Annotated in this window: 19 protein-coding genes and 1 pseudogene; 13 read left to right on the forward strand and 7 right to left on the reverse strand. The window is 64.1% G+C overall.

Annotation, left to right across the window (positions count from 1 at the left end):
* The first annotated feature begins 83 nt into the window (after positions 1-83).
* The 5 genes from thiC to thiE are packed head-to-tail and all read left to right on the forward strand — an operon-like array spanning position 84 to position 4,554.
* The gene (gene thiC / locus ACP92_RS02120) at positions 84-1,997 is read left to right on the forward strand and encodes a phosphomethylpyrimidine synthase ThiC (protein WP_013232471.1); all 1,914 of its coding nucleotides are present in this window, start codon (positions 84-86) and stop codon (positions 1,995-1,997) included.
* Between the two features lie 5 nt (positions 1,998-2,002).
* Complete coding sequence (gene thiS, locus ACP92_RS02125; protein WP_041310034.1) at positions 2,003-2,203, forward strand: sulfur carrier protein ThiS; 201 nt, start codon at positions 2,003-2,005, stop codon at positions 2,201-2,203.
* Between the two features lie 38 nt (positions 2,204-2,241).
* Positions 2,242-3,051: a thiazole synthase gene (locus tag ACP92_RS02130; protein WP_013232472.1), complete on the forward strand. Its 810-nt coding sequence runs from the start codon at positions 2,242-2,244 to the stop codon at positions 3,049-3,051.
* A 2-nt stretch (positions 3,052-3,053) separates the two neighbouring features.
* The gene (thiD, locus tag ACP92_RS02135; protein ID WP_013232473.1) at positions 3,054-3,920 is read left to right on the forward strand and encodes a bifunctional hydroxymethylpyrimidine kinase/phosphomethylpyrimidine kinase; all 867 of its coding nucleotides are present in this window, start codon (positions 3,054-3,056) and stop codon (positions 3,918-3,920) included.
* Position 3,921: 1 nt separating this feature from the next.
* Entirely contained in the window at positions 3,922-4,554 is a 633-nt protein-coding gene (gene thiE / locus ACP92_RS02140) for a thiamine phosphate synthase (RefSeq protein ID WP_013232474.1), read from the forward strand.
* 188 nt (positions 4,555-4,742) lie between these two features.
* Here the strand turns inward: thiE and ACP92_RS02145 are convergent, their stop codons facing one another.
* The 3 genes from ACP92_RS02145 to aroQ all read right to left on the reverse strand — a co-directional run bounded on the left by ACP92_RS02145 (position 4,743) and on the right by aroQ (position 7,452).
* Positions 4,743-5,237, reverse strand: a complete 495-nt coding sequence (locus tag ACP92_RS02145) for a Dps family protein (RefSeq protein WP_013232475.1) — start codon at positions 5,235-5,237, stop codon at positions 4,743-4,745.
* Positions 5,238-5,473: 236 nt separating this feature from the next.
* Positions 5,474-6,715 carry an MFS transporter gene (locus ACP92_RS02150; protein ID WP_013232476.1) on the reverse strand — a complete coding sequence of 414 codons (1,242 nt, stop codon included), beginning with the start codon at positions 6,713-6,715 and terminating at the stop codon, positions 5,474-5,476.
* Between the two features lie 167 nt (positions 6,716-6,882).
* The gene (gene aroQ / locus ACP92_RS02155; RefSeq protein ID WP_013232477.1) at positions 6,883-7,452 is read right to left on the reverse strand and encodes a gamma subclass chorismate mutase AroQ; all 570 of its coding nucleotides are present in this window, start codon (positions 7,450-7,452) and stop codon (positions 6,883-6,885) included.
* A gap of 108 nt (positions 7,453-7,560) precedes the next feature.
* On the opposite strand from aroQ, the gene ACP92_RS02160 reads away from it, so the two are divergent.
* Entirely contained in the window at positions 7,561-9,840 is a 2,280-nt protein-coding gene (locus ACP92_RS02160) for a UvrD-helicase domain-containing protein (RefSeq protein ID WP_013232478.1), read from the forward strand.
* A gap of 26 nt (positions 9,841-9,866) precedes the next feature.
* Here the strand turns inward: ACP92_RS02160 and ACP92_RS02165 are convergent, their stop codons facing one another.
* Both ACP92_RS02165 and ACP92_RS02170 read right to left on the reverse strand, forming a co-directional pair.
* A complete protein-coding gene (locus ACP92_RS02165) occupies positions 9,867-10,970 on the reverse strand; it encodes a J domain-containing protein (RefSeq protein ID WP_013232479.1) in 1,104 nt (367 codons plus the stop codon).
* A gap of 76 nt (positions 10,971-11,046) precedes the next feature.
* Positions 11,047-11,922, reverse strand: a complete 876-nt coding sequence (locus tag ACP92_RS02170) for a LysR family transcriptional regulator (protein WP_013232480.1) — start codon at positions 11,920-11,922, stop codon at positions 11,047-11,049.
* A 214-nt stretch (positions 11,923-12,136) separates the two neighbouring features.
* Here ACP92_RS02170 and ACP92_RS02175 point away from each other — a divergent pair, with 214 nt between their 5' ends.
* Positions 12,137-13,003, forward strand: a complete 867-nt coding sequence (locus tag ACP92_RS02175) for an SDR family oxidoreductase (protein ID WP_013232481.1) — start codon at positions 12,137-12,139, stop codon at positions 13,001-13,003.
* A 62-nt stretch (positions 13,004-13,065) separates the two neighbouring features.
* Here the strand turns inward: ACP92_RS02175 and ACP92_RS02180 are convergent, their stop codons facing one another.
* Entirely contained in the window at positions 13,066-13,971 is a 906-nt protein-coding gene (locus tag ACP92_RS02180; RefSeq protein ID WP_013232482.1) for a carbohydrate kinase family protein, read from the reverse strand.
* A gap of 59 nt (positions 13,972-14,030) precedes the next feature.
* Positions 14,031-14,993: a sugar-binding transcriptional regulator gene (locus tag ACP92_RS02185; protein ID WP_013232483.1), complete on the reverse strand. Its 963-nt coding sequence runs from the start codon at positions 14,991-14,993 to the stop codon at positions 14,031-14,033.
* Positions 14,994-15,340: 347 nt separating this feature from the next.
* On the opposite strand from ACP92_RS02185, the gene ACP92_RS02190 reads away from it, so the two are divergent.
* The 6 genes and pseudogenes from ACP92_RS02190 to dalD all read left to right on the forward strand — a co-directional run bounded on the left by ACP92_RS02190 (position 15,341) and on the right by dalD (position 22,214).
* On the forward strand, positions 15,341-16,696 hold the full coding sequence (locus ACP92_RS02190; RefSeq protein ID WP_013232484.1) for an ABC transporter substrate-binding protein: 1,356 nt from the start codon (positions 15,341-15,343) through the stop codon (positions 16,694-16,696).
* 182 nt (positions 16,697-16,878) lie between these two features.
* Positions 16,879-17,853 (forward strand): carbohydrate ABC transporter permease, encoded by a 975-nt coding sequence (locus ACP92_RS02195; protein WP_013232485.1) that lies wholly within the window; start codon positions 16,879-16,881, stop codon positions 17,851-17,853.
* Between the two features lie 50 nt (positions 17,854-17,903).
* Positions 17,904-18,665, forward strand: a pseudogene (locus ACP92_RS02200) (carbohydrate ABC transporter permease); the annotation flags it as partial.
* Complete coding sequence (locus ACP92_RS02205; protein WP_013232487.1) at positions 18,665-19,399, forward strand: HAD family hydrolase; 735 nt, start codon at positions 18,665-18,667, stop codon at positions 19,397-19,399. The pseudogene ACP92_RS02200 and the gene ACP92_RS02205, both read left to right, overlap by 1 nt.
* 46 nt (positions 19,400-19,445) lie before the next feature.
* Complete coding sequence (locus ACP92_RS02210; protein ID WP_013232488.1) at positions 19,446-20,564, forward strand: ABC transporter ATP-binding protein; 1,119 nt, start codon at positions 19,446-19,448, stop codon at positions 20,562-20,564.
* 216 nt (positions 20,565-20,780) lie between these two features.
* Positions 20,781-22,214 (forward strand): D-arabinitol 4-dehydrogenase, encoded by a 1,434-nt coding sequence (gene dalD / locus ACP92_RS02215; RefSeq protein WP_013232489.1) that lies wholly within the window; start codon positions 20,781-20,783, stop codon positions 22,212-22,214.
* Positions 22,215-22,266: the final 52 nt, after the last annotated feature.

Genomic DNA, 22,266 nt, shown 5'->3' on the forward strand with positions numbered 1-22,266 from the left:
TGTATCACCTCCACGCCGCCCGTCCTCTTCCGCAACCTCCTTTGCTGGCTCCGAGCCATGAGTCATCAAGCAAAGGAGCCGAAATGAATGCCAACCCGAAATTCCTGTCCGCGACGGCCACCGTCGATGAGGCAGCCATCCAGCCCCTGCCGAATTCCCGCAAGATCTACGTGACCGGCTCGCGCCCGGACATCCGCGTGCCCATGCGCGAGATCAGCCAGGCCGACACGCCGGCCATGTTCGGTTCGGAAAAGAACCCGCCCATCTACGTCTATGACACCTCCGGCCCCTATACCGACCCGGAGGTGAAGATCGACATCCGCGCCGGCCTGTCCACCCCGCGCCTGCCCTGGATCCTCGAGCGCGACGATACCGAGGAGCTGCCCGGCCCGACTTCAGAATACGGCCAGCAGCGCCTGAACGACCCGGCCCTGGCCGAGCTGCGCTTCAACCTGCACCGCAAGCCGCGCCGCGCCAAGGCGGGCGCCAACGTCACCCAGATGCACTACGCGCGCCGTGGGATCATCACGCCCGAGATGGAGTTCATCGCCATCCGCGAAAACCTGCGTCGCAAGGAATATCTGGAGCAGCTGAAGGCTTCCGGCCCGATGGGCAACAAGCTGGCCGACCTGATGGGCCGTCAGCATCCCGGCCAGTCCTTCGGCGCTTCCATCCCCGCCGAGATCACGCCGGAATTCGTGCGTGATGAGGTGGCGCGCGGCCGCGCCATCATCCCCGCCAACATCAACCATCCGGAAGTGGAACCGATGATCATCGGCCGCAATTTCCTGGTCAAGATCAACGCCAACATCGGCAACTCGGCGGTGACCTCTTCCATCGGCGAGGAAGTGGAAAAGATGACCTGGGCCATCCGCTGGGGCGGCGACAACGTCATGGACCTGTCCACCGGCAAGAACATCCACGAAACCCGTGAGTGGATCATCCGCAATTCGCCGGTGCCCATCGGCACCGTGCCGATCTACCAGGCCCTGGAAAAGGTCAACGGCAAGGCCGAAGACCTGACCTGGGAAATCTTCCGCGATACCCTGATCGAGCAAGCCGAGCAGGGCGTGGACTACTTCACCATCCACGCTGGCGTGCGTCTGCAATACGTGCCGCTGACGGCCAAGCGCATGACCGGCATCGTCTCGCGTGGCGGTTCCATCATGGCCAAGTGGTGCCTGGCGCATCACCGCGAATCCTTCCTCTACGAACACTTCGAAGAGATCTGCGAGATCATGAAGGCCTATGACGTCAGCTTCAGCCTGGGCGATGGCCTGCGTCCCGGTTCGATCTACGACGCCAACGACGAAGCCCAGCTGGGCGAACTGCGCACCCTGGGTGAACTGACCCAGATCGCCTGGAAGCACGACGTGCAGGTGATGATCGAAGGCCCCGGCCACGTGCCTATGCATCTCATCAAGGAGAACATGGACCTGCAACTGGAGCAGTGCCACGAAGCACCGTTCTACACCCTCGGCCCCTTGACCACCGACATCGCGCCCGGCTATGACCACATCACCTCCGGCATCGGCGCGGCCCAGATCGGCTGGTATGGCACGGCCATGCTGTGCTACGTCACGCCCAAGGAACACCTGGGCCTGCCCAACAAGACCGATGTGAAGGACGGCATCATCACCTACAAGATCGCCGCGCACGCCGCCGACCTGGCCAAGGGCCATCCGGGTGCGCAGATCCGCGACAACGCGCTGTCCAAGGCGCGCTTCGAATTCCGTTGGGAAGACCAGTTCAACATCGGTCTCGATCCCGACAAGGCGCGCGAATTCCACGACGAAACCCTGCCCAAGGATTCGGCCAAGGTGGCGCACTTCTGCTCCATGTGCGGCCCGCACTTCTGTTCCATGAAGATCACCCAGGAAGTGCGCGATTACGCCGCCAAGGAAGGCATCTCCGAGATCGATGCATTGAAGCAGGGGATGCAGGTCAAGTCGGTGGAGTTCGTCAAGATGGGCGCCGAGATTTATTCGAAGCAGTAAGCGCCATGCAGATCGAACTGAACGGCAAGCCTCACCCGCTGCCTGACGGCGCCACGCTGGACCAGCTCATTGCCGACCTCTCCCTGGTCGGCCGTGCGGTGGCGGTGGCGGTCAATCGCCAGGTGGTGCCCAGTGCGCAATGGAGCTCGCGCGCACTGGCCGAGGCCGACAAGGTAGACGTCGTGCGCGCCATTGGCGGCGGTTGATCCGCCCGCCTGCGCACATCCCCAGACAAGGAATCGACATGAACATGAATGACGCCCCCCTCGTGAATGAGGACAAGGGCCTGACCATCGCCGGCAAGACCTATCGCTCGCGCCTGCTGGTGGGTAGCGGCAAGTACAAGGACCTCGACGAGACCCGCGCAGCGACGGTGGCCAGCGGCGCCGAGATCATCACGGTGGCGATCCGCCGCGTCAACATCGGCCAGGACCCCAATGCGCCCAGCCTGCTGGACGCAGTGCCGCCTTCCGAATTCACCATCCTGCCCAATACCGCCGGTTGCTATAACGCGGCCGATGCGGTGTACACGCTGCAACTGGCGCGCGAGCTGTTGGGTGGCCACAAGCTGGTCAAGCTGGAAGTGCTGGGCGATGAAAAGACCCTGTTCCCCAATATGCCGGAAACCCTCAAGGCCGCCGAGACCCTGGTCAAGGACGGCTTCGACGTGATGGTCTATTGCAGCGACGACCCCATCCAGGCACGCATGCTGGAAGACCTGGGCGTGGCCGCCGTCATGCCGCTGGCTTCGTTGATCGGCTCGGGCATGGGCATCCTCAATCCCTGGAACCTGTCGCTGATCATCGAACAGGCGCGCGTGCCGGTGCTGGTCGATGCGGGCGTGGGTACTGCCTCGGATGCCGCCATCGCCATGGAACTGGGCTGTGATGGCGTGCTGATGAACACCGCCATTGCCTGTGCACGCGATCCCATCCGCATGGCCCGCGCCATGAAGCTGGCGGTGCAAGCAGGTCGCGAAGCCTTCCTCTCTGGCCGCATCCCGCGCAAGTTTGCGGCCTCGCCGTCGTCGCCGATGGCTGGTCGCGTGGCATAAGCATGCAGGCGGCCTATCGTTCCACGCCACCCTGCGTGCTGGTCTTCTCCGGCTCCGACCCTAGCGGCGGGGCCGGCATGCAGGCCGATATCCCGGCCATCACCGCGCTGGGGTGCCATCCCTTGTCGGTGCCGACGGCTTTGACGGTGCAGGACAACGTCAGCGTCTTTGCCGTGCATGCGCTCGATCCTGAACTGGTGCGTCACCAGGCGCAGGTGCTGATCGACCGTTTCGACATCGCGGCGGTCAAGCTGGGCATTGCAGGCAGTCGTGAGAATGCCGAGGTCATCGCGGACTTGATCCGGCAATTGCGCGAGCGCAATCCGCAACTGCCGGTGGTGCTCGATCCGGTGCTGGCCAATGGCAAGGGAGACCAGCTGTCGCGTGATGATGCGGTGCGTGTGATCGAACCGTTGTACGAGCTGGCAACCGTGATCACGCCCAATCTCAACGAGGCGCGCCGCCTGTGCGGTGACGTGGAGCCTACGCAGCAGGCCGCCCTGCTGATGGCGCGGGGTTGCGCGCATGTGCTGCTCAAGGGCGGTCATGGTCCGCAGGAGCAGGATGTGATCAATCGTTGGTACGGCCAGCTGTTCCGTTCCGAGTTTGCCGAAGAAGCGATTGAAACTGCGCGCTGGCGCTGGACCCGCCTGCCCGATGAATTCCACGGCAGCGGCTGCACGCTGGCGGCGGCCCTGTCGGCCTGCCTGGCGCGGGGCCTGCCGATGCGCCAGGCCATCGAGCTGGCCCAGCACTACACCCAGCATGCGCTCGCTACCTCGTATGCCATTGCTGACGGGCAGCGCATTCCCCATCGCGTGCCTGCGTTCGAAGCTGTTGTTGACGCCGCACCCGCGGCAGGAGCCTGACATGAAACCCGAGTATGCAAAGCATCTACGCGGCCTCTACATCGTCACACCCGACTGGGATGACACCGCCCAATTGCTGGCGGCCACCGAGCTGGCCTTGCAACAAGGTGCTGCGCTGGTGCAGTACCGCCACAAGACGGCCGACGCGCAGCAACGGCAGGCGCAAGCCTCGGCGCTGCTGGCCTTGTGCCGGCAGTACCAGGTGCCGCTGATCATCAACGATCATGTGGACCTGTGCCTGGACATCGATGCCGATGGCATCCACGTCGGCGGCACCGACGCTTCCATCGCCGAGGTGCGCAAGGCCGTCGGGCCGGACCGCATCGTGGGCGCGTCCTGCTATGGCACGCTGGAGCTGGCGCATGCGGCCTATCGTGATGGCGCGAGTTACGTCGCCTTTGGCGGCTTCTATCCGTCGCGGGTGAAAAAATATGATTTCCGGACTGCACCGGAAATCATTGCGCACTCCAAGCGCGAGATTCCCTTGCCGGTGGTGGTGATCGGCGGGATCACCCTGGAGAATGCGCCACCGCTGGTGGAGCAGGGGGCCGACATGGTGGCCGTCATCAGCAGTGTCTATCTGGTGCCGGTGGAAGAGCGCAAGACGCGGGAGCTGGCTGATCTCTATCGGTGAGGCATGGAATCCAATATCACCGTTCGGACTGAGTAGACCCGAAGGGGCGTATCGAAGGCGCGCTGGAGGTGCGCAGTCGCCGTCGCGCCTTCGATACGCCGCGCAGCGGCTACTCAGTCCGAACGGTTCGAAAAAAATGCCGTTCGATTGTGAACGGCATTTTCTATTTGGCTAACGCCAGGCGATCATCAGCCTTCCAGCAAGCTGCGCAGCATCCACGCATTCTTTTCATGCAGCTGCATGCGCTGGGTCAGCAGGTCGGCGGTCGGTTCATCGGCGGCTGCATCCACGGTCGGGAAGATCGAACGGGCAGTGCGGGTCACGGCTTCCTGACCGGCCACCAGCTGGGCGATCATCTCCTGGGCGTTGGGCACGCCATCGGCTTCGGGGATCGACGACAGCTTGGCGAATTCCTTGTACGAACCCGGGGCCGGATAGCCCAGTGCGCGGATGCGTTCGGCGATCAGGTCCACGGCCAGCGCCAACTCGTTGTACTGGCCTTCGAACATCAGGTGCAGGGTGTTGAACATCGGACCGGTCACGTTCCAGTGGAAGTTGTGGGTCTTCAGGTACAGGGTATAGGTGTCGGCCAGCAGCTTGGACAGGCCGTCGGCAATCTTCTTGCGGTCCTTGTCGTTGATGCCGATGTTGATCGAGGGGGCTGCCACATTCTTCTTTGCCATTATTCGCTCCTTAGCTGTTCGGTTTTTCGTAAGCGGGTACTTAACACTGCGCAACTCCGCGATTCTATTGCAAATCCGCAGGGACAAACTGCGGCTACGCAAGTATTGATAAGAGAGTCGGGCCGACGTTCCTTATTTCAACCGATTTTTCAGCGCACCGCTGCGCAATAAATCAATGGGGCCGATAGATAAACACCTATCGGCCCCATGTCCAGTCAGTGCTCAGATCGTGCCGATCAAGGCTTGCCGCGCTGCTGCGCACTGCGATACAAGGACAGCGACAAGGCCACCGCACCGATGGCGGCAATGGCGGCGAAAAGGAATACCTGCGGATAACCGAGCTGCCCGGCAATGGCCCCGGCCAGCGGGCCGGTGATGCCCAGCGCCAGGTCGAGGAAGACCGAATAGGCCGCCAGCGCCGCGCCGCGATTGGCCGGCGACACCAGGTTGACCGCCTCCACCCCCAGCGAAGGGAACACCAGCGCAAAGCCGAAACCGGCCAGGCCTGCCCCCAGCAGCGCCAGTTCGGGCGTGGTGGTGCTCCACAGCAACAGCAGGCCGACCGCTTCAGTGAGGAAGCTGACCACGGCCACGCGATAGCCACCGAAGCGCGTAATGGCATTGGCAAACAGCAGGCGCGCACCGACGAAGGCGCTGGAGAAGGCGGTCAGCGCAAAGGCCGCGCCGCTCCAGTGCAGGTCGGCGTAATAGAGCGTAATGAAGGTGGCGATCGAACCAAAGCCGATAGTGCCGAAGGCCAGCCCCATGCCATAGGCGAACACCTTGCGCAGCACCAGCTTGAAGGACAGCTGTTCACCCTGCACCACCGGCGTGACCGGGCCGCCACGCGCCAGCACGTAGCCCAGTGCGGTCAGCAGCATGCCCGACAGGCCGATCATGGCAAAGCCCAGCGAGCGGTCCAGCACCACGCCCAGCGGCGCGCCGATGGCCAGTGCCGCATAGGTGGCGATGCCGTTCCAGGAAATCATCTTGGCCGTGTTCTCGGAACCCACGCGGCCCACGCCCCACATGATGGCGCCGGTGCCGACCAGGCTCTCGCCCAGGCCCAGCAAGGCGCGGCTGGCAAACAGCAGCACCAGCGAGAGGAAGGGCAGCGGCTGGGCCAGCGCCGAGCACAGCAACAAGGCGCCGCTGGCCGAACACAGCAGCATGCCGCGCATGACGGTCTGCTTGGCGCCGACGGTGTCGATCATGCGGCCTGCATTGGCGCGGCTCACGAAGGTGGCGAAGTACTGCACGCTGATGCCCAGTCCGGCCATCACCGAGCTATAGCCCAGGTCCAGGTGGATGTAGCCCGGCAGCACCGCCATCGGGATGCCGATGGCCAGATAGACCAGGAAGGTGAAGAAGGCGGTGGCGATGATCTGCCGGGTGACCTTGGCCGGCGTCAGCGGACGCGGCGGTGCAGCCGGCACAGGCGTGGCGGAGGGACTGGGACTACAGGAATCGTCGGACATGGCGGGGAAGTTCGGAATGAGGTGTCGCAGGCGCGGATGTGCGCGTGAACAACATGCCGGATTTTACTCCCGCCAGAAAAATGCTGCAGGACAGCAAAAGATTTTTTCCTGTCGATTCAGTCGCTTAGTCGCTTTTCTGCCACGTTATCCGGATGGCAAGACAGCCTTCAGCGTTGGCAGCGCAGCGCTTCGGTGGCGCGTTCGCGCACTGCCGGCGGATAGTCCGCGCCCAGGATTTCCGCATCCAGCTCGGCCAGATCGCGCTGCACGGCGGGCTCGCACCAATGGCCGTTCAGGCGCGCCAGCGCCGCCAGCAGGTCGGGGGTGAGGCGGTCCAGCACCGGACGCACCTGCAGCGCCAGGTCAGGCGGATTGGCGAAAGGCGGGCGCTGCTCCACGCGCCACTGGCGGTGCAGGTCGCGCTGCACGATCTTGCCGGCCTCGAACTGGTCCTGGAAGAAACGCCGCGTCCACGCCGCATCCAGGCCCAGCTTCTGCGCCCGGGCGGCCACATCGTCGAGGATCACCGCCTCGCGCGCCGGATCATCAATGGGCGCATGCGAATTCCATTTGCTGCGCGCCACCGGGGCGGCGACATCCAGACGTGTCTTCTGCAAGCTCAGCAATTGCTCGACATCGCTGCGCACAGCCGGTGGCGTGCTGGTGGCGCAGGCGCTCAGCAAGAGGGTGGCGATCAGGGCGAGGGCCGGAAGGCAGGAGGAGGGCAGGCGGCGCATGGGCAGGAGAGTCGTCGATGAAAGAATGGCTGTGGATAAATCAAGGCACCGCAGTATAGCGCCGCCCCTGCTCGCCCGGTCAGGGCACGCGCCCTTTATAATCGCGGGATGCAAAATCTTCTCCTCAACCTCAACGAAGAGCAGCTCGCCGCCGTGACGCTGCCCGCGCAATCGGCGCTGATCCTGGCCGGCGCCGGTTCCGGCAAGACCCGTGTGCTGACCACCCGCATCGCCTGGCTGATCCAGACCGGGCAGGTCTCGCCTTCCGGCATCCTGGCGGTGACCTTCACCAACAAGGCCGCCAAGGAAATGACGGCGCGCCTGTCGGGCATGCTGCCCATCAATACCCGGGGCATGTGGATCGGCACCTTCCACGGGCTGTGCAACCGCCTGCTGCGCGCGCATCACAAGGACGCCGGCTTGCCCCAGACCTTCCAGATCCTGGATACGCAAGACCAGCTCTCGGCCATCAAGCGGCTGTTGAAGCAGATGAACGTGGACGATGAGAAGTATCCGCCGCGCAACCTGATGTACTTCATCAACAGCGCCAAGGACCAGGGCCTGCGCGCCAAGGACGTGGATGCCTACGACGACTACAACCGCAAGTTCGTCGAACTCTATGAACTCTACGACCAGCAGTGCCAGCGCGAAGGCGTGGTCGATTTCGCCGAGCTGCTGTTGCGCACCTATGAATTGCTCTCGCGCAACCAGCCCCTGCGCGAGCACTACCAGAGCCGCTTCCGCCACATCCTGGTCGATGAGTTCCAGGATACCAACGACCTGCAATACAAGTGGTTGAAGCTCATGGCCGGCCAGCACAACGCGGTCTTCGCGGTGGGCGACGATGACCAGAGCATCTACGCCTTCCGTGGCGCCAACGTGGGCAACATGCAGGCCTTCGAGCAGGAATTCCATGTCCAGAACCTGATCAAGCTGGAGCAGAACTATCGCTCGCATGGTCACATCCTGGACACCGCCAACGAGCTCATCGCCAACAACAGCAAGCGCCTGGGCAAGAACCTGCGCACCGATGCCGGCCACGGCGAGCAGGTGCGCGTCTATGAAGCCACCAGCGACCTGCAGGAAGCGCAGTGGATCATCGAACAGGTCAAGGACCTGATCGCCGAAGGCTGGGCGCGCAGCGAGATCGCCATCCTCTATCGCTCCAATGCGCAATCCCGTGTGCTGGAGCATGCGCTGTTCAGTTCGGCCATTCCCTATCGCGTCTATGGCGGCCAGCGCTTCTTCGAGCGCGCCGAAATCAAGCACGCCATCGCCTACCTGCAGTTGATGGACAACCTGCACAATGATTCGGCCTTCCTGCGCGTGGTCAACTTCCCCACCCGCGGCATCGGCGCCAAGGCCATGGAGTCATTGCAGGATGCGGCGCGCCAGTATGGCTGCTCGCTCTATGCCGCCGTGCCGTATGTGGCGGGCAAGGCGGGCTCGTCGCTGAATGCCTTCGTCAAGCTGATCGAAGGCGCGCGCTTCGAGACCCAGCATCTGCCCCTGCCCGAAATGGTCAAGGTGGTGCTGGACCTGTCCGGCCTGATGACGCACTACCGCAACGAAAAGGAAGGCGCCGACCGCATCGAGAACCTGGAGCAATTGGTCAGCGCTGCGACCCTCTTCGTCTCGGAAGAAGGCTATGGCCTGGATGCGCCGGCCTTCCTCGGCCCGCAGGCGCAGGCCACGGCGGGCGCCGCCATCACCACCGCCGATGGCGTGGAAGTGCTGGACGCCGATGCGCCGCTGGTGACCATCATGTCGCCGCTGTCGGCCTTCCTCTCGCATGCCTCGCTGGAAGCCGGTGACAACCAGGCGCAGGCCGGCCAGGACGCCCTGCAGCTGATGACGGTGCACTCCGCCAAGGGGCTGGAGTTCGATGCCGTCTTCATCACCGGCATGGAAGAGGGCCTGTTCCCGCACGAGAACAGCGCCAAGGAAGAGGGCGGGGTGGAAGAAGAGCGCCGCCTGATGTATGTGGCCATCACGCGCGCCAGGAAGCGCCTCTTCATGACCTTCTCGCAGACTCGCATGCTGCACGGCCAGACGCGCTACAACATGCGCTCACGCTTCTTCGATGAGATGCCGGAACAATCGATCAAGTGGCTCTCGCCCAAGATCGCCCAGCATCACTGGTTCGCCAATCCCAAGTCGGCCTGGGATGAAGTGCCGGAGGCGGGCAACAACAAGATCGCCCAGAGCTTCTCGCGCCAGACCGATTCAGGCTGGCGCATCGGGCAGAACGTGTCGCATGCCAAGTTCGGCGAGGGCGTCATCGTCAATATCGAAGGCGGTGGCGGCGCGGCGCGGGCGCAGATCAACTTTGGCAAGTTCGGCATGAAGCTGCTGGATCTGTCGGTGGCCAAGCTGGAAAAGATCTGACGCGCACCGCGGCGCGAGCGCGCCGGTCACGCGTCTTCCCACCCCTGGGCGCGCTGGCGGCGTGCGTGTTTCAGCCAGCTCCTGACCTGTTCGATATCGCCAAACGCGGCCAGCGCGGCGCGCAGGTCCTGCCCTTCCTGGCGTAGCGCGGTGATGCCCCGGTTCAGGTAGCGCATCATCTTCTCGGGCGTCAGCCTTGCCGTGGAAGGCAGGCCATAGGCGCGCCGGAACTGGCGTTGGACGTGGATGATTTCCTGGTCCAGCTCGTCGGCCTGTTCCTGCAGGATCTGGTTGTAATGCGCCAGCCGCGCCTCACTCACCTCGGTCTGGGTATGCCGGGTGATGTGTTCCAGTTCCAGCTGCAATTCCAGCAGCTTCAACAAATCATTTTTTTCGTAGGCCTGGTTGACCTGCTGCATCAGTGCGGTCTTGCGGGTGCGCTCGTCTTCGTCGGGTTCGCGGTCTGGATGCAGGGCGCTGGCCAGACGGCGGTAGACGGCGCGGATGGACTGGCTCAGTTCGGTGCGTTGCGCCTGCTGCTGATGTTCGGCGGCGCGCTGCTTGGGCGGCTTCTTGCGACTGGCGCGACCGGCTTCCCGCGCCTGGGCGGCGGCCTGGCGTTCGCGCTCCTGGCGCTCCAGCATGGCCTCCATGCGCTGCATGATTTCCTCGGGCGTGCCGGTGGTGAAGTCGTCCTCGGCAATGCTCTCGTTCCCGCCAGGCGGTGATGGCGCGTGGGCGATCTCTGCGGCGTGCTCTTCCTCCGCATGCTGCTGGTAGATCAGCGCCAGCTCGGCATCCTCGCTACGTTGCAGCAGCGCCTGCGCCATGTCGGCGATCAGGGCCGACAGGGTGATGCGCTCCCCCTTGCCCAGCGCCTTGTGCGCCCAGGCTTCGTGCAGACGGTAGACCGCCTGGCGTTTCAGGCCAAGCAGTTCCTGTTCCAGCGGCACGTACTGGGCCGCGTATTTCCTGTGGAATTCGTCGCTGGCGGTTTCCCATTCCTTGAGCCGGGCGCGGCGGGCGCCGATGGCGTCGATGAGCGCATTGAATTTCTCTTGCGCCGGTGACAGCCGGGTGGCGGACTGGCCGTTGACCAGGGTGACATCGTGGGGCGTGGGCTTGTGCATGGAGGGAAACAGGTTGAGCGGTGGCGGATTCTAGCCATTCGGCCAGCGACCCACAAGCGCAGCCGCTGCGGCAAGATCAGACGACGAAGCGGCCATCAGGATACTGCCGACACATGAAGTCCACGAATGCCCGCACTTTAGGACTCTGCAAGCGACGCGAAGTATGCAGCACCCACAGCTCGACTTCGCCGCCCAGCTTGCCCCACAGCTTGAGCTGTCCCGCTTCTACCAGCGCGCTGGCCAGCGACCAGGGCAGCAGCGCGGCGCCTGCTCCGGCACAGACCGCATCCTTGACCATCATCAGCGAAGACAGCCGCAGCACCGGTTGCGGAGCGATCAGCAGTTTGCCTTCGCGCAAGGACCAGAGATCGCTATCGCGGAAGGTCGGCATCACCACCGCCGGCACCGGATGCGACTTGCCTGCCCGCGCGCGCGGCATGGGCAGCGTAGGGGCGGCCACCAGGGCCAGGCTGTCGCGGGCGAAGCAGCGGCCCACCAGATTGCCGTCGTCGCTGGGATTGATGCGGATGCACAGGTCGAAGTGTTCCTGCACCAGGTCCACCAGCCGGTCTTCGGCCACCACGTCCACTTCGACCTGCGGGTAAGCGGCATGGAACGAGGCTGCCAGCCGCCCCAGCGCCAGTTGCGAAAACACCAGCGGTGCGGCAATGCGCAGACGGCCACGCGGCGCGCTGCTGCCTTCGCGGGCCTGGGTCATGGCTTCCGCGAGTTCGCGCAGCGGGCCTTCGCTTCGTTGCAGCAGCAATTCGCCAGCCTCGGTGACGGTGAGGCGCTGCGTGCCGCGTTCAACCAGGCGTACCCCCAGCTCTTCTTCCAGCTCGGCTACACGGCGCGAGAGCGTGGCCTTGGCGCGTCCGCTCTCGCGGCTGGCGCGGCCGAAGCTGCCATGGGCGGCGACCAGCTGGAAATCCACTAGGGCATTGATGTCCATGGTGTCTCAAAAATGATCCGGATAGTCTCGATTTTATCGTCTGTGTTTCGAATGCGATACCCATTATCGTGTGTTCCATCAACCACCGACCCGCAAAGGCAGCGTGCAAGCGATGCCTGCCCAGCAAGCCGGTGCTTGCTTTGCATCGAGGTGATGCAAGTCCTGACGCTTTCATTGAAGCAGGCTTTTTAACTTATCCACAAAGGAAAACATCATGAGCATTCTCGTTACTGGCGCTACCGGCGCCGTTGGATCCCTGGTCGTGCAAGGTCTGGCCGCCGCTGGCGCCGAGGTCCGCGCACTGGTGCGCAGCCCCGGCAAGATGGCGCTGCCTGCAGATGTCAAGGAAGTGGTCGGCGACCTGCGCGAGGTGACTTCGCTGCGCACCGCCCTGCAGGGCGTGCGCACGCTCTTCGTGCTCAACGCCGTGGCGCCTGACGAACTGACGCAGGCGCTCAATGTGCTGAACCTGGCCCACCAGGCGGGTATTGAGCGCATCGTCTATCTCTCGGTGATCCATGCGGATCGCTTCACCGACGTGCCGCACTTCACCGGCAAGCACACCGTGGAACGGATGATCGAGGGCAGCGGTCTGCCCGCCACCATCCTGCGTCCGGCCTATTTCATGCAGAACGATGTGCCGCTCTTGCCGGTGTTGTCCTCCTATGGCGTCTATCCCATGCCCATCGGCCCGTCCGGGGTGGAGATGATCGACGTGCGCGACATCGCCGACATTGCGGTGGCCGAACTGCTGGCGCGGGACCGTGCGGACAAGCCACTGCCAACACGTACGCTGGACCTGGTCGGACCGCAATCCTTCACTGGCGCGCAGGCGGCAGCGGTGTGGAGCGAGGTGCTGCAACGTCCCATCCAGGCCGGTGGCGATGATCTGGATGCGTTCGAGCAGCAACTGGCCGCTCAGGCGCCGGACTGGATGGCCTTCGATCTGCGGCTCATGATGGCGCAGATCCAGCGCCACGGCATGCATGGCCGCCCAGGTGCGGTGCAGGTGCTGGAAGGATTGCTGGGCCGACCCTTGCGCACTTACCAGGATTTCGTGAAGGAACTGGCAGGCGCGTGATGTCGTGGGCGAGCGGGAGGGCAGGTCTCCCGCTCATGGTGAGGAGGTACGCGGGACGGCGTTCAGGCGTGCGCGATCAGCGCCTGCACTTCGTCCCAGGTCGCCGCATAGGCGCCGGCCTTGGAGGCCGCAATGGCCGCGCCCGCCGCCGCGCATTGCAGGTGGACCTGGGCCGGTGCATCCGGCTGGCGCAATTGGCTGGCGATCCAGCCGCCCATGGAAGCGTCGCCGCAACCGACGGTGTCGATCACCTCGACCCGATAGGCGGGCTGGTCGATGACCTGCTCGCCCTTGATCCATTGCATCCCCTTGGCGCCCAGCGTGTAGAGGATCTCGGCTTGCGGGGCCAGCGATTGCAGTGTGGCCAGTGCATTGGTATCACCGGGGAAGAGGCGTTCGAGGTCTTCGTCGGATACCTTGACGTAATGCGACAAGGACAGCAGTTGCTGGAACAGGAGGCGATAGGACGGGCTGTCCATGAGCTTGCGCCAGTTCGGATCGAAGGCGATCTTCTTGTTGCGCCGCGCCGCTTCCTGGGCAATCTGCAAGAGGCGCGAGGCCAGTGGTTCGCGGGTCAGGCTGATGCAGCCGAAATGCAGCACCTGGGCATCATCGAGCCAGCCCGCTGGCAGGCGCTGCGGATCGAAGTGCAGGTCGGCGCTGTCGTCGCCGATGAAGAAGTAGTCGGGCGGGGTGGTCGAGGTCACCATCGCCAGCAGCGGCGCCTTGGCGTATTGCTGGGTGAAGCGCATGTCCAGACCGGCCGCTTGCGTGAGGGCGTACAGCTCTGCGCCGAACACATCGGTGCTCACGCTGCCGGCATAGCCGGTGGGCACGCCCAGGCGGGCGGCGGCGCGCGCCACGTTCCAGCAGGCGCCGCCGGGAATGGCGCGCCACTGCTCGTCGGGCTGGCGGATGAAATCGGTCAGGGCTTCGCCGAAGACGACGAATGCGGCGCTCTGGGTCATGCTGGTCTCCGTGGGTCAGGTCGTTGTTGTGCTGGTGTAGTGGCGGGGCTGAAGGCCATTCAATCCTGCAAGGCGTGGCGTGCGCAGACCTCGTCAGTGACCAGGCCGGTGAGCCAGCCGCCGCGTAGCGCTGCGCGCACCGCCTCGGCCTTCTTGCTGCCGCCGCAGAAGGCGATCACCGGACGCTGCGGCCTTTGCGTCAGCGGCGGTGTGGTCACCCGCGCCGATAGCGAGGAAGGCAGCATCACGCCATCGATGTCGAAGGCGTGGCAGATCATTTCTCCCACCGCGCCCTGGCGCTGCAACTCGGCCACTTCGCCGTCGTCGATGAAACCGTCTTCGTGCATCGCGCCCTGCAAGGCGATGGTGCCGATGCCCAGGAAGGTCACATCGGCGCGCTCAGCCAGGCCGGTGACGATCTTGTAGGCGCGGTGGTTGCACCATTGCTGGCGGTCGCTTTCACTCTCGGCCACGCGCGGGGCGGGCAAGAGGTAGAAGCGCGCGCCCAGTTTCTCGGCGGCCTGCAGGGCCACGTCATAGCGGTTGGCCGAACCATCGGAGGCGAAGGCGCCGATCATCGAGACGATCTGGTGCTGCGGACGCTCCAGTTCGGAGAGCCGTTCGATGGCGGCCTTGAGCGTGCGGCCGGAACCGACGTTGACCACCAGCGGCGCTTCCGAACCGAGGTATTGCTCCATCAGTTCGGCGCCAGCCACGGCCAGCATCTGCTGCACTTCCTGCGATTCGTTGGGGTTGCCGGCCCCGCCGGCGCCAGGGACCACCCGGCAGACGTCCAGGCCGTAACGCTCCTGCAGGCCTTGCGCCAGTTCCAGGCAGGACGAGACCGGATGCGTGATCTGCACCTTGACCAGGTTGGCGTCGGCGGCATAGGCCACCATGCGTTGCGCCATCTGGCGCGAGATGCCGAGCCGTTCGGCGATTTCGTTCTGGGTGTTGCCGGCCACGTAGTACATCCACGCGGCGCGGGCCGCCAGGTCCAGTTTGGAGGTGCTGCTCGACATGTTCTCCTCGCCAGCCGCCGGCGCGTACGCGTCGGGGCCTGTGCTGTCTCTGATTCGGTTGGCTGAATTACTGCATTGCCCATTGTTCAATGCTCATTGTTCAATGCTCAATGACGGTGGGCCATTTTACGGCGAGTTGGCGCCTTCATTATTGCCAAATATGGGCAATTGCTCAATCAAAAAGCAAATGCTTGACATGTTTTTGGGAATGGATGATTATTTGCTCATAAAAATAATATTTGCTCAAAGTTGTTCAAGACAACCGGCCCCACCCGCACGTACGCACGGCGTTTGACGATGCCACCCGGGAAGAGCGTGCAGGCGGCCCATAACATTCGGAGACCAGCATGTCCAAACTCGTGCGCCCCCGCGCGTTCGGCTTTACCCGCGTTCGCTTCACCCTGGCCGCTGCGGCCATCTCGACCCTGTTCGCTGCGGGCCTGGCCCAGGCCGAGCCGGTGACGCTGAACATCGCGTCCATCAACAATCCCGACATGATCGAACTGCAGAAGCTGGCGCCGGCCTTCGAGAAGGCCAACCCGGACATCAAGCTGCGTTGGGTCACCATGGAAGAGAGCGTGCTGCGGCAGCGCCTGACCACCGACATCGCCACCAACAGCGGCCAGTTCGACCTGATGACCATCGGCGCGTATGAAGCGCCGATCTGGGCCAAGAAGGGCTGGCTGGCGCCGATGACCGGCCTGCCGGCGGACTACGACGAAGCCGACCTGATCAAGCCGGTGCGTGAGGGCCTGAGCGTGGATGGCAAGCTCTATGCGCTGCCGTTCTACGCCGAAAGCTCGATGACCTACTACCGCAAGGATCTCTTCGAGCAGAAGAAGCTGACCATGCCGCAGCGCCCGACCTGGGACGAGATCGCCAAGCTGGCCGCGCAACTGCATGACCCGGCCAAGGGCGTCTATGGCATCTGCCTGCGCGGTCGCGCCGGCTGGGGCGAGAACATGGCCATCATCACCACCATGGCCAATGCCTGGGGTGGCCGTTGGTTCGATGAACAATGGCAGCCGCAACTGTCGTCGCCGGAGTGGAAGAAATCGGTGGCCTTCTATGTCGACCTGATGCGCAAGTACGGCCCGCCCGGCGCCAGCTCCAACGGCTTCAATGAAAACCTGGTGCTGTTCTCCAGCGGCAAGTGCGGCATGTGGGTCGACGCCACGGTGGCCGCCGGCATGCTCTATCACGGCAAGGATTCCAAGGTGGCCGACAAGACCGCCTTCGCGCCTTCGCCCATGCAGGTGACCGACAAGGGTTCGCACTGGTTGTGGATCTGGTCGCTGGCCGTGCCGAAGTCGTCCAAGTCGCAGGACGCCGCCAAGAAGTTCGCCGCCTGGGCCACCTCCAAGGAATACATCAACCTGGTGGCCAAGGATTCGGGCTGGGCGCTGGTGCCGCCGGGCACGCGCAATTCGACCTATGCCTCGGCCGAGTACAAGAAGGTCTCGCCCTTCTCCGACTTCGTGCTCGACGCCATCCAGACGGCTGATGCCAACAAGCCGACCGTCAAGCCGGTGCCCTATACCGGCGTGCAGTTCGCCACCATTCCTGAGTTCCAGTCCATCGGCACCGTGACCGGCCAGGCCATCGCCGGTGCGCTGGCAGGCAAGACCACGTCCGACGCGGCGCTGGATGCCGCCCAGGCGCAGGCGGTGCGGATGATGCGCCAGGGTCGCTACATCAAGTAAGTCGAGCAAGCCAAGTAAGCCAAGTAAGCCATACAGGCTGTCGTTCCGATGGCATGCATTCCGATGCATGCCCCGTGCGCGGTGAGGCCGGCATGTCCGCATGCCGGTCCGCATCCGCGCCGTCCTGCCCGTCCGCTCGCACCGCACGTGTGTGGCGGCGGGACTGAAATGCCGAGGCCGTCATGTCCACCCTCCACTCCACCCAGGTGTCGTCCACCTCACCGATGATGCAGAGCACCTCCCAGCCTGCTTCCCGCAGGCAGCAGACCAGTCCGCCGCGCAAGGAGCGCTTCAATCCCATCCGCCTGATGCAGACGCCTTCGGTGCTGATCCTGCTGGCCTGGATGATCGTGCCGCTGGCGATGACGATCTATTTCTCGGTCAATCGCTACAACCTGATGGCGCCCGACCAGACCGGTTTCGTCGGCCTGGAAAACTATGCCTTCCTGCTGCAGGACCCGGCCTTCTGGCCCTCCATCGGCAATACCGCACTGCTGATCGGTTCGGTGCTGGCCATCAGCGTCATTGGCGGCACCCTGCTGGCGGTGCTGTTCGACCAGCCTTTCCGGGGACGCGGCATTGCGCGCCTGCTGGTGATCGGTCCCTTCTTCGTGATGCCCACCGTGGCGGCGCTGATCTGGAAGAACATGATCATGCATCCGGTCTACGGCATCCTGGCCTACGTGATGCGCCATCTGGGGCTGGAACCGATCGACTGGCTGGCCGAGTATCCGATGCTGTCGGTCATCATCATCGTGGCGTGGCAGTGGATTCCGTTTGCCTTCCTGATCCTGCTGACCGCCCTGCAATCCCTGGATACCGACCAGAAGGAAGCCGCCCAGCTCGATGGCGCGGGGCCGGTGCGCATCTTCTTCTACATCGTGCTGCCGCACCTGAAGCGCGCCATCACGGTGGTGATCATGATCGAGACCATCTTCCTGCTCTCGGTCTTCGCCGAGATCTTCACGACCACGGCGGGCGGGCCCGGTACGGCCACGACCAACCTGACCTTCCTGGTCTATTCCATCGGCCTGCAGCAATTCGACATCGGCATCGCTTCGGCGGGCGGCATCTTTGCTGTGGTGCTGGCCAACATCGTCTCGTTCTTCCTGGTGCGCATGCTGGCCAGGAACCTCAAGGGAGTCAACGAAAAATGAGCGATCCAAAGAAAAGCCCCCTGTGGGTGGCCGTGCTGGGCTGGGCCTGCGCCATCGTGCTGTTCTTCCCCATCTTCTGGGTGGCGGTGACGGCCTTCAAGACCGAGTCCCAGGCCTATACGCCTTCGCTGGTGTTCCTGCCGACGCTGGAGACCTTCCGCGAAGTCTTCAGCCGCAGTCACTATCTGGGGTATGTGCAGAACTCGCTGATCGTCTCGCTGGGTTCGACCTTGCTGTCGCTGTTGCTGGCCGTGCCGGCGGCGTATTCGATGGCCTTCTTCCCGACCGGCCGCACGCAGAAGCTGCTGCTGTGGATGCTGTCGACCAAGATGATGCCGGCCGTGGGCGTGCTGATCCCGATCTACCTGATGGCCAAGAATACCGGCCTGCTCGATACCGTCACCGGGCTGACCATCATCTATACGCTCATCAACCTGCCCATCGCCGTGTGGATGGCCTTCACCTACTTCAATGACGTGCCCAAGGAAATCCTGGAAGCGGCCCGCATCGATGGCGCCAATGCCTGGCAGGAAATGATCTACCTGCTGCTGCCCACGGCCATGCCGGGCCTGGCCTCCACCGCCTTGCTGCTGGTCATCCTGTCGTGGAATGAGGCCTTCTGGAGCCTCAACCTGACCAGCGTCAATGCTGCGCCGCTGACGGTGTTCATCGCCTCCTATTCCAATCCCGAAGGCCTGTTCTGGGCCAAGCTGTCGGCCGCCTCGCTGCTGGCCATTGCGCCCATCATGGCGCTGGGCTGGCTGGCGCAGAAGCAGCTGGTGCGCGGCCTGACCTTCGGAGCGGTGAAGTGATGATGACGCGTCAGGCGATCACCCATCTGATCTGCGATTGCGACGGCGTGCTGCTCGACAGCGAGAGCATCGCCCTGCGCGTGCTGCATCGTGAGCTGCTGCCGCTGCTGCCGGCCTGGAGCGGGGCCGGGGGCGCCGATGATGGCGAGCAGGAAGAGCAGCGCAGCGCCGCCCTGCATGCCGCCATCGCGCATCGCCTGGGCATGTACACCGACATCCTGCTGGGCGAAGTCGATATGGAATTCGAACTGGGCCTGGACGCCGCCCAGGCCGAACGCATCCACCAGACCGTGGCGCTGGCCTGCGGTGACGAAGCACTGCCGGTGCCGGGCGTGGTCGAGGCCTTGCAGGCCATCCGATTGCCGCGCGCGGTGGCCAGCAACAGTGATGCGCCGCGCATCGAAGCGGGCCTGCGCCGCTGCGGCCTGTATCCGCAGTTCGCCGGCCGCATCTACAGCGGTCACGATGTGGCCCATCCCAAGCCGGCGCCCGATGTGTATCTGGCCGCAGCCGCCGGCTTCGGTGTTGATCCTTCGCGCTGTGTGGCGGTGGATGACAGCGTCACCGGCGTGCGCGCGGCCGTGGCCGCCGGCATGCATGTGCTGGGCTTTACCGGCGTGGCGCATGACCGCAAGACGATGGCGCGCAAGTTGAAGGATGCCGGTGCGCATCAGGTCTTCGAGGACATGAAGCTGTTTCCGCAACTGGTGAGTGAATTGATCTGGCTGCGCTGAGCATCAGCCTGCGCAGTCCCCTACAAGAGAACCGAGGAGAATCCCCATGGCAGCCGTGAGCATCAGGAACCTGGCCAAGCGTTATGACGACAACGAAGTCATGCGCGACATCAATCTGGAAATCGAGGATGGCGAATTCGTCGTCTTCGTCGGCCCTTCGGGCTGCGGCAAGTCGACCTTGCTGCGCATGATCGCGGGCCTGGAAGAGATCAGCGATGGCGACCTCGACATCGGTGCGCGCCGCATGAACGAGGTGCCCGCTTCCAAGCGCGGCGTGGCCATGGTGTTCCAGTCCTATGCGCTGTATCCGCACATGAGCCTGTACGACAACATGGCCTTTGGCCTCAAGATCGCCGGCAAGTCCAAGGCCGAGATCGATGCCGCCGTCCAGCATGCCGCCAAGATCCTGCACATCGATCACCTGCTTGACCGCAAGCCCCGTGCGCTCTCCGGCGGCCAGCGCCAGCGCGTGGCCATTGGTCGCGCCATCACGCGCCAGCCCAGCGTGTTCCTCTTCGACGAACCCTTGTCGAACCTGGATGCGGCGCTGCGCGTGAAGATGCGACTCGAATTCGCCAAGCTGCATGACGACCTCAAGACCACCATGATCTACGTCACCCACGACCAGATCGAAGCCATGACCCTGGCCGACAAGATCGTAGTGCTCTCCGAGGGCCGCATCGAACAGGTCGGTTCGCCCCAGCAGCTGTATCACCACCCGGCCAATCGCTTCGTGGCCGGTTTCATCGGTTCGCCCAAGATGAACTTCATCGATGGCACGGTGGCAGCGATACAGGCCGATGGCGTGCAGGTGCAATTGCCCGGTGGCGGGCTGCAATGGGCGGCGGTCGATGGCAGTACGCTGCAAGTCGGCCAGAAGGTCACGCTGGGCGTGCGTCCCGAGCATCTCAACATCGCCCAGGGCCAGGCCGCATTGCAGGCACGCTGCACGGCGCTGGAACTGCTGGGGGATTTCTCCTACCTGTATGCCGCCTACGAAGGCAGCGAGGATGCGCTGATCCTGCGCGTGCCAGACAGCCTCGATGCGCCACACGGCAGCGTATTGCCGCTGGCCGCCGATCCGGCGCGCTGCCATCTGTTCGGCGCCGATGGCCAGGCCTTGCCGCGCCTGGCGTCGAGCGTGGCGGCGCCGCGCCCGCATTGAAGTGGTCGACGAAGCGCTTTTGAAGCCGTTGTTTGGCTGTTCACCGTTCGTCCTGAGTAGCGACGTAGCCGCGTATCGAAGGCGCACCGTCTGTACGCCTTCGATACGGCCCTGAAGGGCCTACTCAGTCTGAACGGTCTCAGATGTTTCACCACAGTGTTCCAAGGGCTCGGCAAAATTTGCCCCCACTTTTAATCTCCTCGACAAGGACCAGGTATGACCCGCACCGCCACTTCCATCGACCAGGACGCCGCCGATAGCCTGACCTGGCTGCACATCGGCGCCGGTTCCTTCCACCGCGCCCACCAGGCGGTCTACCTGAACGCGCTGCGCGAGAGCGGCGCCGACCGCCGCTGGCAACTGGCGCTGGCCAACATCCGCGCCGACATGAGCCCGCTCTTGGAGGCGCTGGCGCGCCAGCAAGGCCAGTACACGCTGGAAACCGTCACGCCCCAGGGCCAGCGCAGCTACCAGCGCATCGCCTCCATCGGCCGCATCCTGCCCTGGGATGCGCAACTCACCCAACTGATCGCCGCTGGTGCCGAAGAACGCACCCGCATCATCTCCTTCACCGTGACCGAAGGCGGTTACTACCTCGATCACCAGCACCAGCTCGATACCAGCAACGCCGACCTGGCCGAGGACCTGCGCTGCGCCCTCGATGGCAGCGGCGCGCCGCGCACTATCTACGGCGCTATCGCCGCCATCCTGCATGCGCGCAGCCAGGCGCATCCGCAAGCGGCGCTCACGCTCTTGAACTGCGACAACCTGCGCCACAACGGCGAACGCTTCCGCGACGGCCTGCGCCAGTTCCTCACGCTGCGCGGCGAGACCGCACTGGTGAGCTGGATGCAAGCCAATACCACCAGTCCCAATGCCATGGTCGACCGCATCACGCCGCGTCCCACTGCGGCAGTCGCGCAGCGGGTGAAAGAAGCCACCGGCATCGACGATCCCTGCGCACTGATGGGCGAGTCCTTCATCCAGTGGGTGATCGAGGATGATTTCAAGGCGGGCCGTCCGCGCCTGGAAGAGGCCGGTGTGGAGATGGTGCAATCGGTGCTGCCCTATGAAGAGGCCAAGATCCGCATCCTCAACGCCAGCCACAGCTGCATCGCCTGGGCCGGTACGCTGGCCGGGCTGCAATACATCCATGAAGGCACGCTGCGCGATGACATCCGCCAGATGGCGTACGACTACGTGACCCAGGATGTCATCGCCTGCCTCACGCCCAGCCCCATCGACCTGGCGGCTTATCGCGATACCACGCTGGCGCGCTTCTCCAATCCGGCCATCCAGGACACCAACCAGCGCGTGGCCGCCGATGGCTATTCCAAGATCCCCGGCTTCATCCGCCCGACCTTGCAGGAAAGCATGGCGGCGGGACGCGATCCGCGCGCCACGGCCATGCTGCCGGCCTTGTTCCTGGTCTTCCTGCAGCGCTGGAATGCGGGACAGCTGCCGTATGAATACCAGGACGGCATCTTCGACCCCGCTGCTGTACGCACCATGCTGGGGGCAGCCGACCCGGTGCAGGCCTTCTGCGCCGACGCCGTGCTGTGGGGGGAACTGGCCGGCGATGCACGCTTGACCAAGCTGGTGCGCGAGGCGGTGCAGCGCGTCCAGCAATGGCTGGGCGCAGGAAACTAAAGCAGGCCGGCAAGGCCCAAGGCGTCATAGAATTGCCGTTCAAATACCGATA

The sequence above is a fragment of the Herbaspirillum seropedicae genome (genome assembly GCF_001040945.1).
GTDB classification, from domain to species: Bacteria; Pseudomonadota; Gammaproteobacteria; order Burkholderiales; family Burkholderiaceae_D; genus Herbaspirillum; species Herbaspirillum seropedicae.

What these genes read in the sequence shown, in the direction of transcription:
- thiE (WP_013232474.1), top strand. Translation starts at nt 3,922, where the DNA reads ATGAAACCCGAGTATGCAAAGCATCTACGCGGCCTCTACATCGTCACA.
- ACP92_RS02150 (WP_013232476.1), bottom strand. Translation starts at nt 6,715, where the DNA reads ATGTCCGACGATTCCTGTAGTCCCAGTCCCTCCGCCACGCCTGTGCCG.
- aroQ (WP_013232477.1), bottom strand. Translation starts at nt 7,452, where the DNA reads ATGCGCCGCCTGCCCTCCTCCTGCCTTCCGGCCCTCGCCCTGATCGCC.
- ACP92_RS02190 (WP_013232484.1), top strand. Translation starts at nt 15,341, where the DNA reads ATGTCCAAACTCGTGCGCCCCCGCGCGTTCGGCTTTACCCGCGTTCGC.
- ACP92_RS02145 (WP_013232475.1), bottom strand. Translation starts at nt 5,237, where the DNA reads ATGGCAAAGAAGAATGTGGCAGCCCCCTCGATCAACATCGGCATCAAC.
- ACP92_RS02165 (WP_013232479.1), bottom strand. Translation starts at nt 10,970, where the DNA reads ATGCACAAGCCCACGCCCCACGATGTCACCCTGGTCAACGGCCAGTCC.
- ACP92_RS02130 (WP_013232472.1), top strand. Translation starts at nt 2,242, where the DNA reads ATGAACATGAATGACGCCCCCCTCGTGAATGAGGACAAGGGCCTGACC.
- ACP92_RS02180 (WP_013232482.1), bottom strand. Translation starts at nt 13,971, where the DNA reads ATGACCCAGAGCGCCGCATTCGTCGTCTTCGGCGAAGCCCTGACCGAT.
- ACP92_RS02175 (WP_013232481.1), top strand. Translation starts at nt 12,137, where the DNA reads ATGAGCATTCTCGTTACTGGCGCTACCGGCGCCGTTGGATCCCTGGTC.
- thiC (WP_013232471.1), top strand. Translation starts at nt 84, where the DNA reads ATGAATGCCAACCCGAAATTCCTGTCCGCGACGGCCACCGTCGATGAG.
- ACP92_RS02185 (WP_013232483.1), bottom strand. Translation starts at nt 14,993, where the DNA reads ATGTCGAGCAGCACCTCCAAACTGGACCTGGCGGCCCGCGCCGCGTGG.
- ACP92_RS02205 (WP_013232487.1), top strand. Translation starts at nt 18,665, where the DNA reads ATGATGACGCGTCAGGCGATCACCCATCTGATCTGCGATTGCGACGGC.
- dalD (WP_013232489.1), top strand. Translation starts at nt 20,781, where the DNA reads ATGACCCGCACCGCCACTTCCATCGACCAGGACGCCGCCGATAGCCTG.
- thiS (WP_041310034.1), top strand. Translation starts at nt 2,003, where the DNA reads ATGCAGATCGAACTGAACGGCAAGCCTCACCCGCTGCCTGACGGCGCC.
- ACP92_RS02210 (WP_013232488.1), top strand. Translation starts at nt 19,446, where the DNA reads ATGGCAGCCGTGAGCATCAGGAACCTGGCCAAGCGTTATGACGACAAC.
- ACP92_RS02160 (WP_013232478.1), top strand. Translation starts at nt 7,561, where the DNA reads ATGCAAAATCTTCTCCTCAACCTCAACGAAGAGCAGCTCGCCGCCGTG.
- thiD (WP_013232473.1), top strand. Translation starts at nt 3,054, where the DNA reads ATGCAGGCGGCCTATCGTTCCACGCCACCCTGCGTGCTGGTCTTCTCC.
- ACP92_RS02170 (WP_013232480.1), bottom strand. Translation starts at nt 11,922, where the DNA reads ATGGACATCAATGCCCTAGTGGATTTCCAGCTGGTCGCCGCCCATGGC.
- ACP92_RS02195 (WP_013232485.1), top strand. Translation starts at nt 16,879, where the DNA reads ATGTCCACCCTCCACTCCACCCAGGTGTCGTCCACCTCACCGATGATG.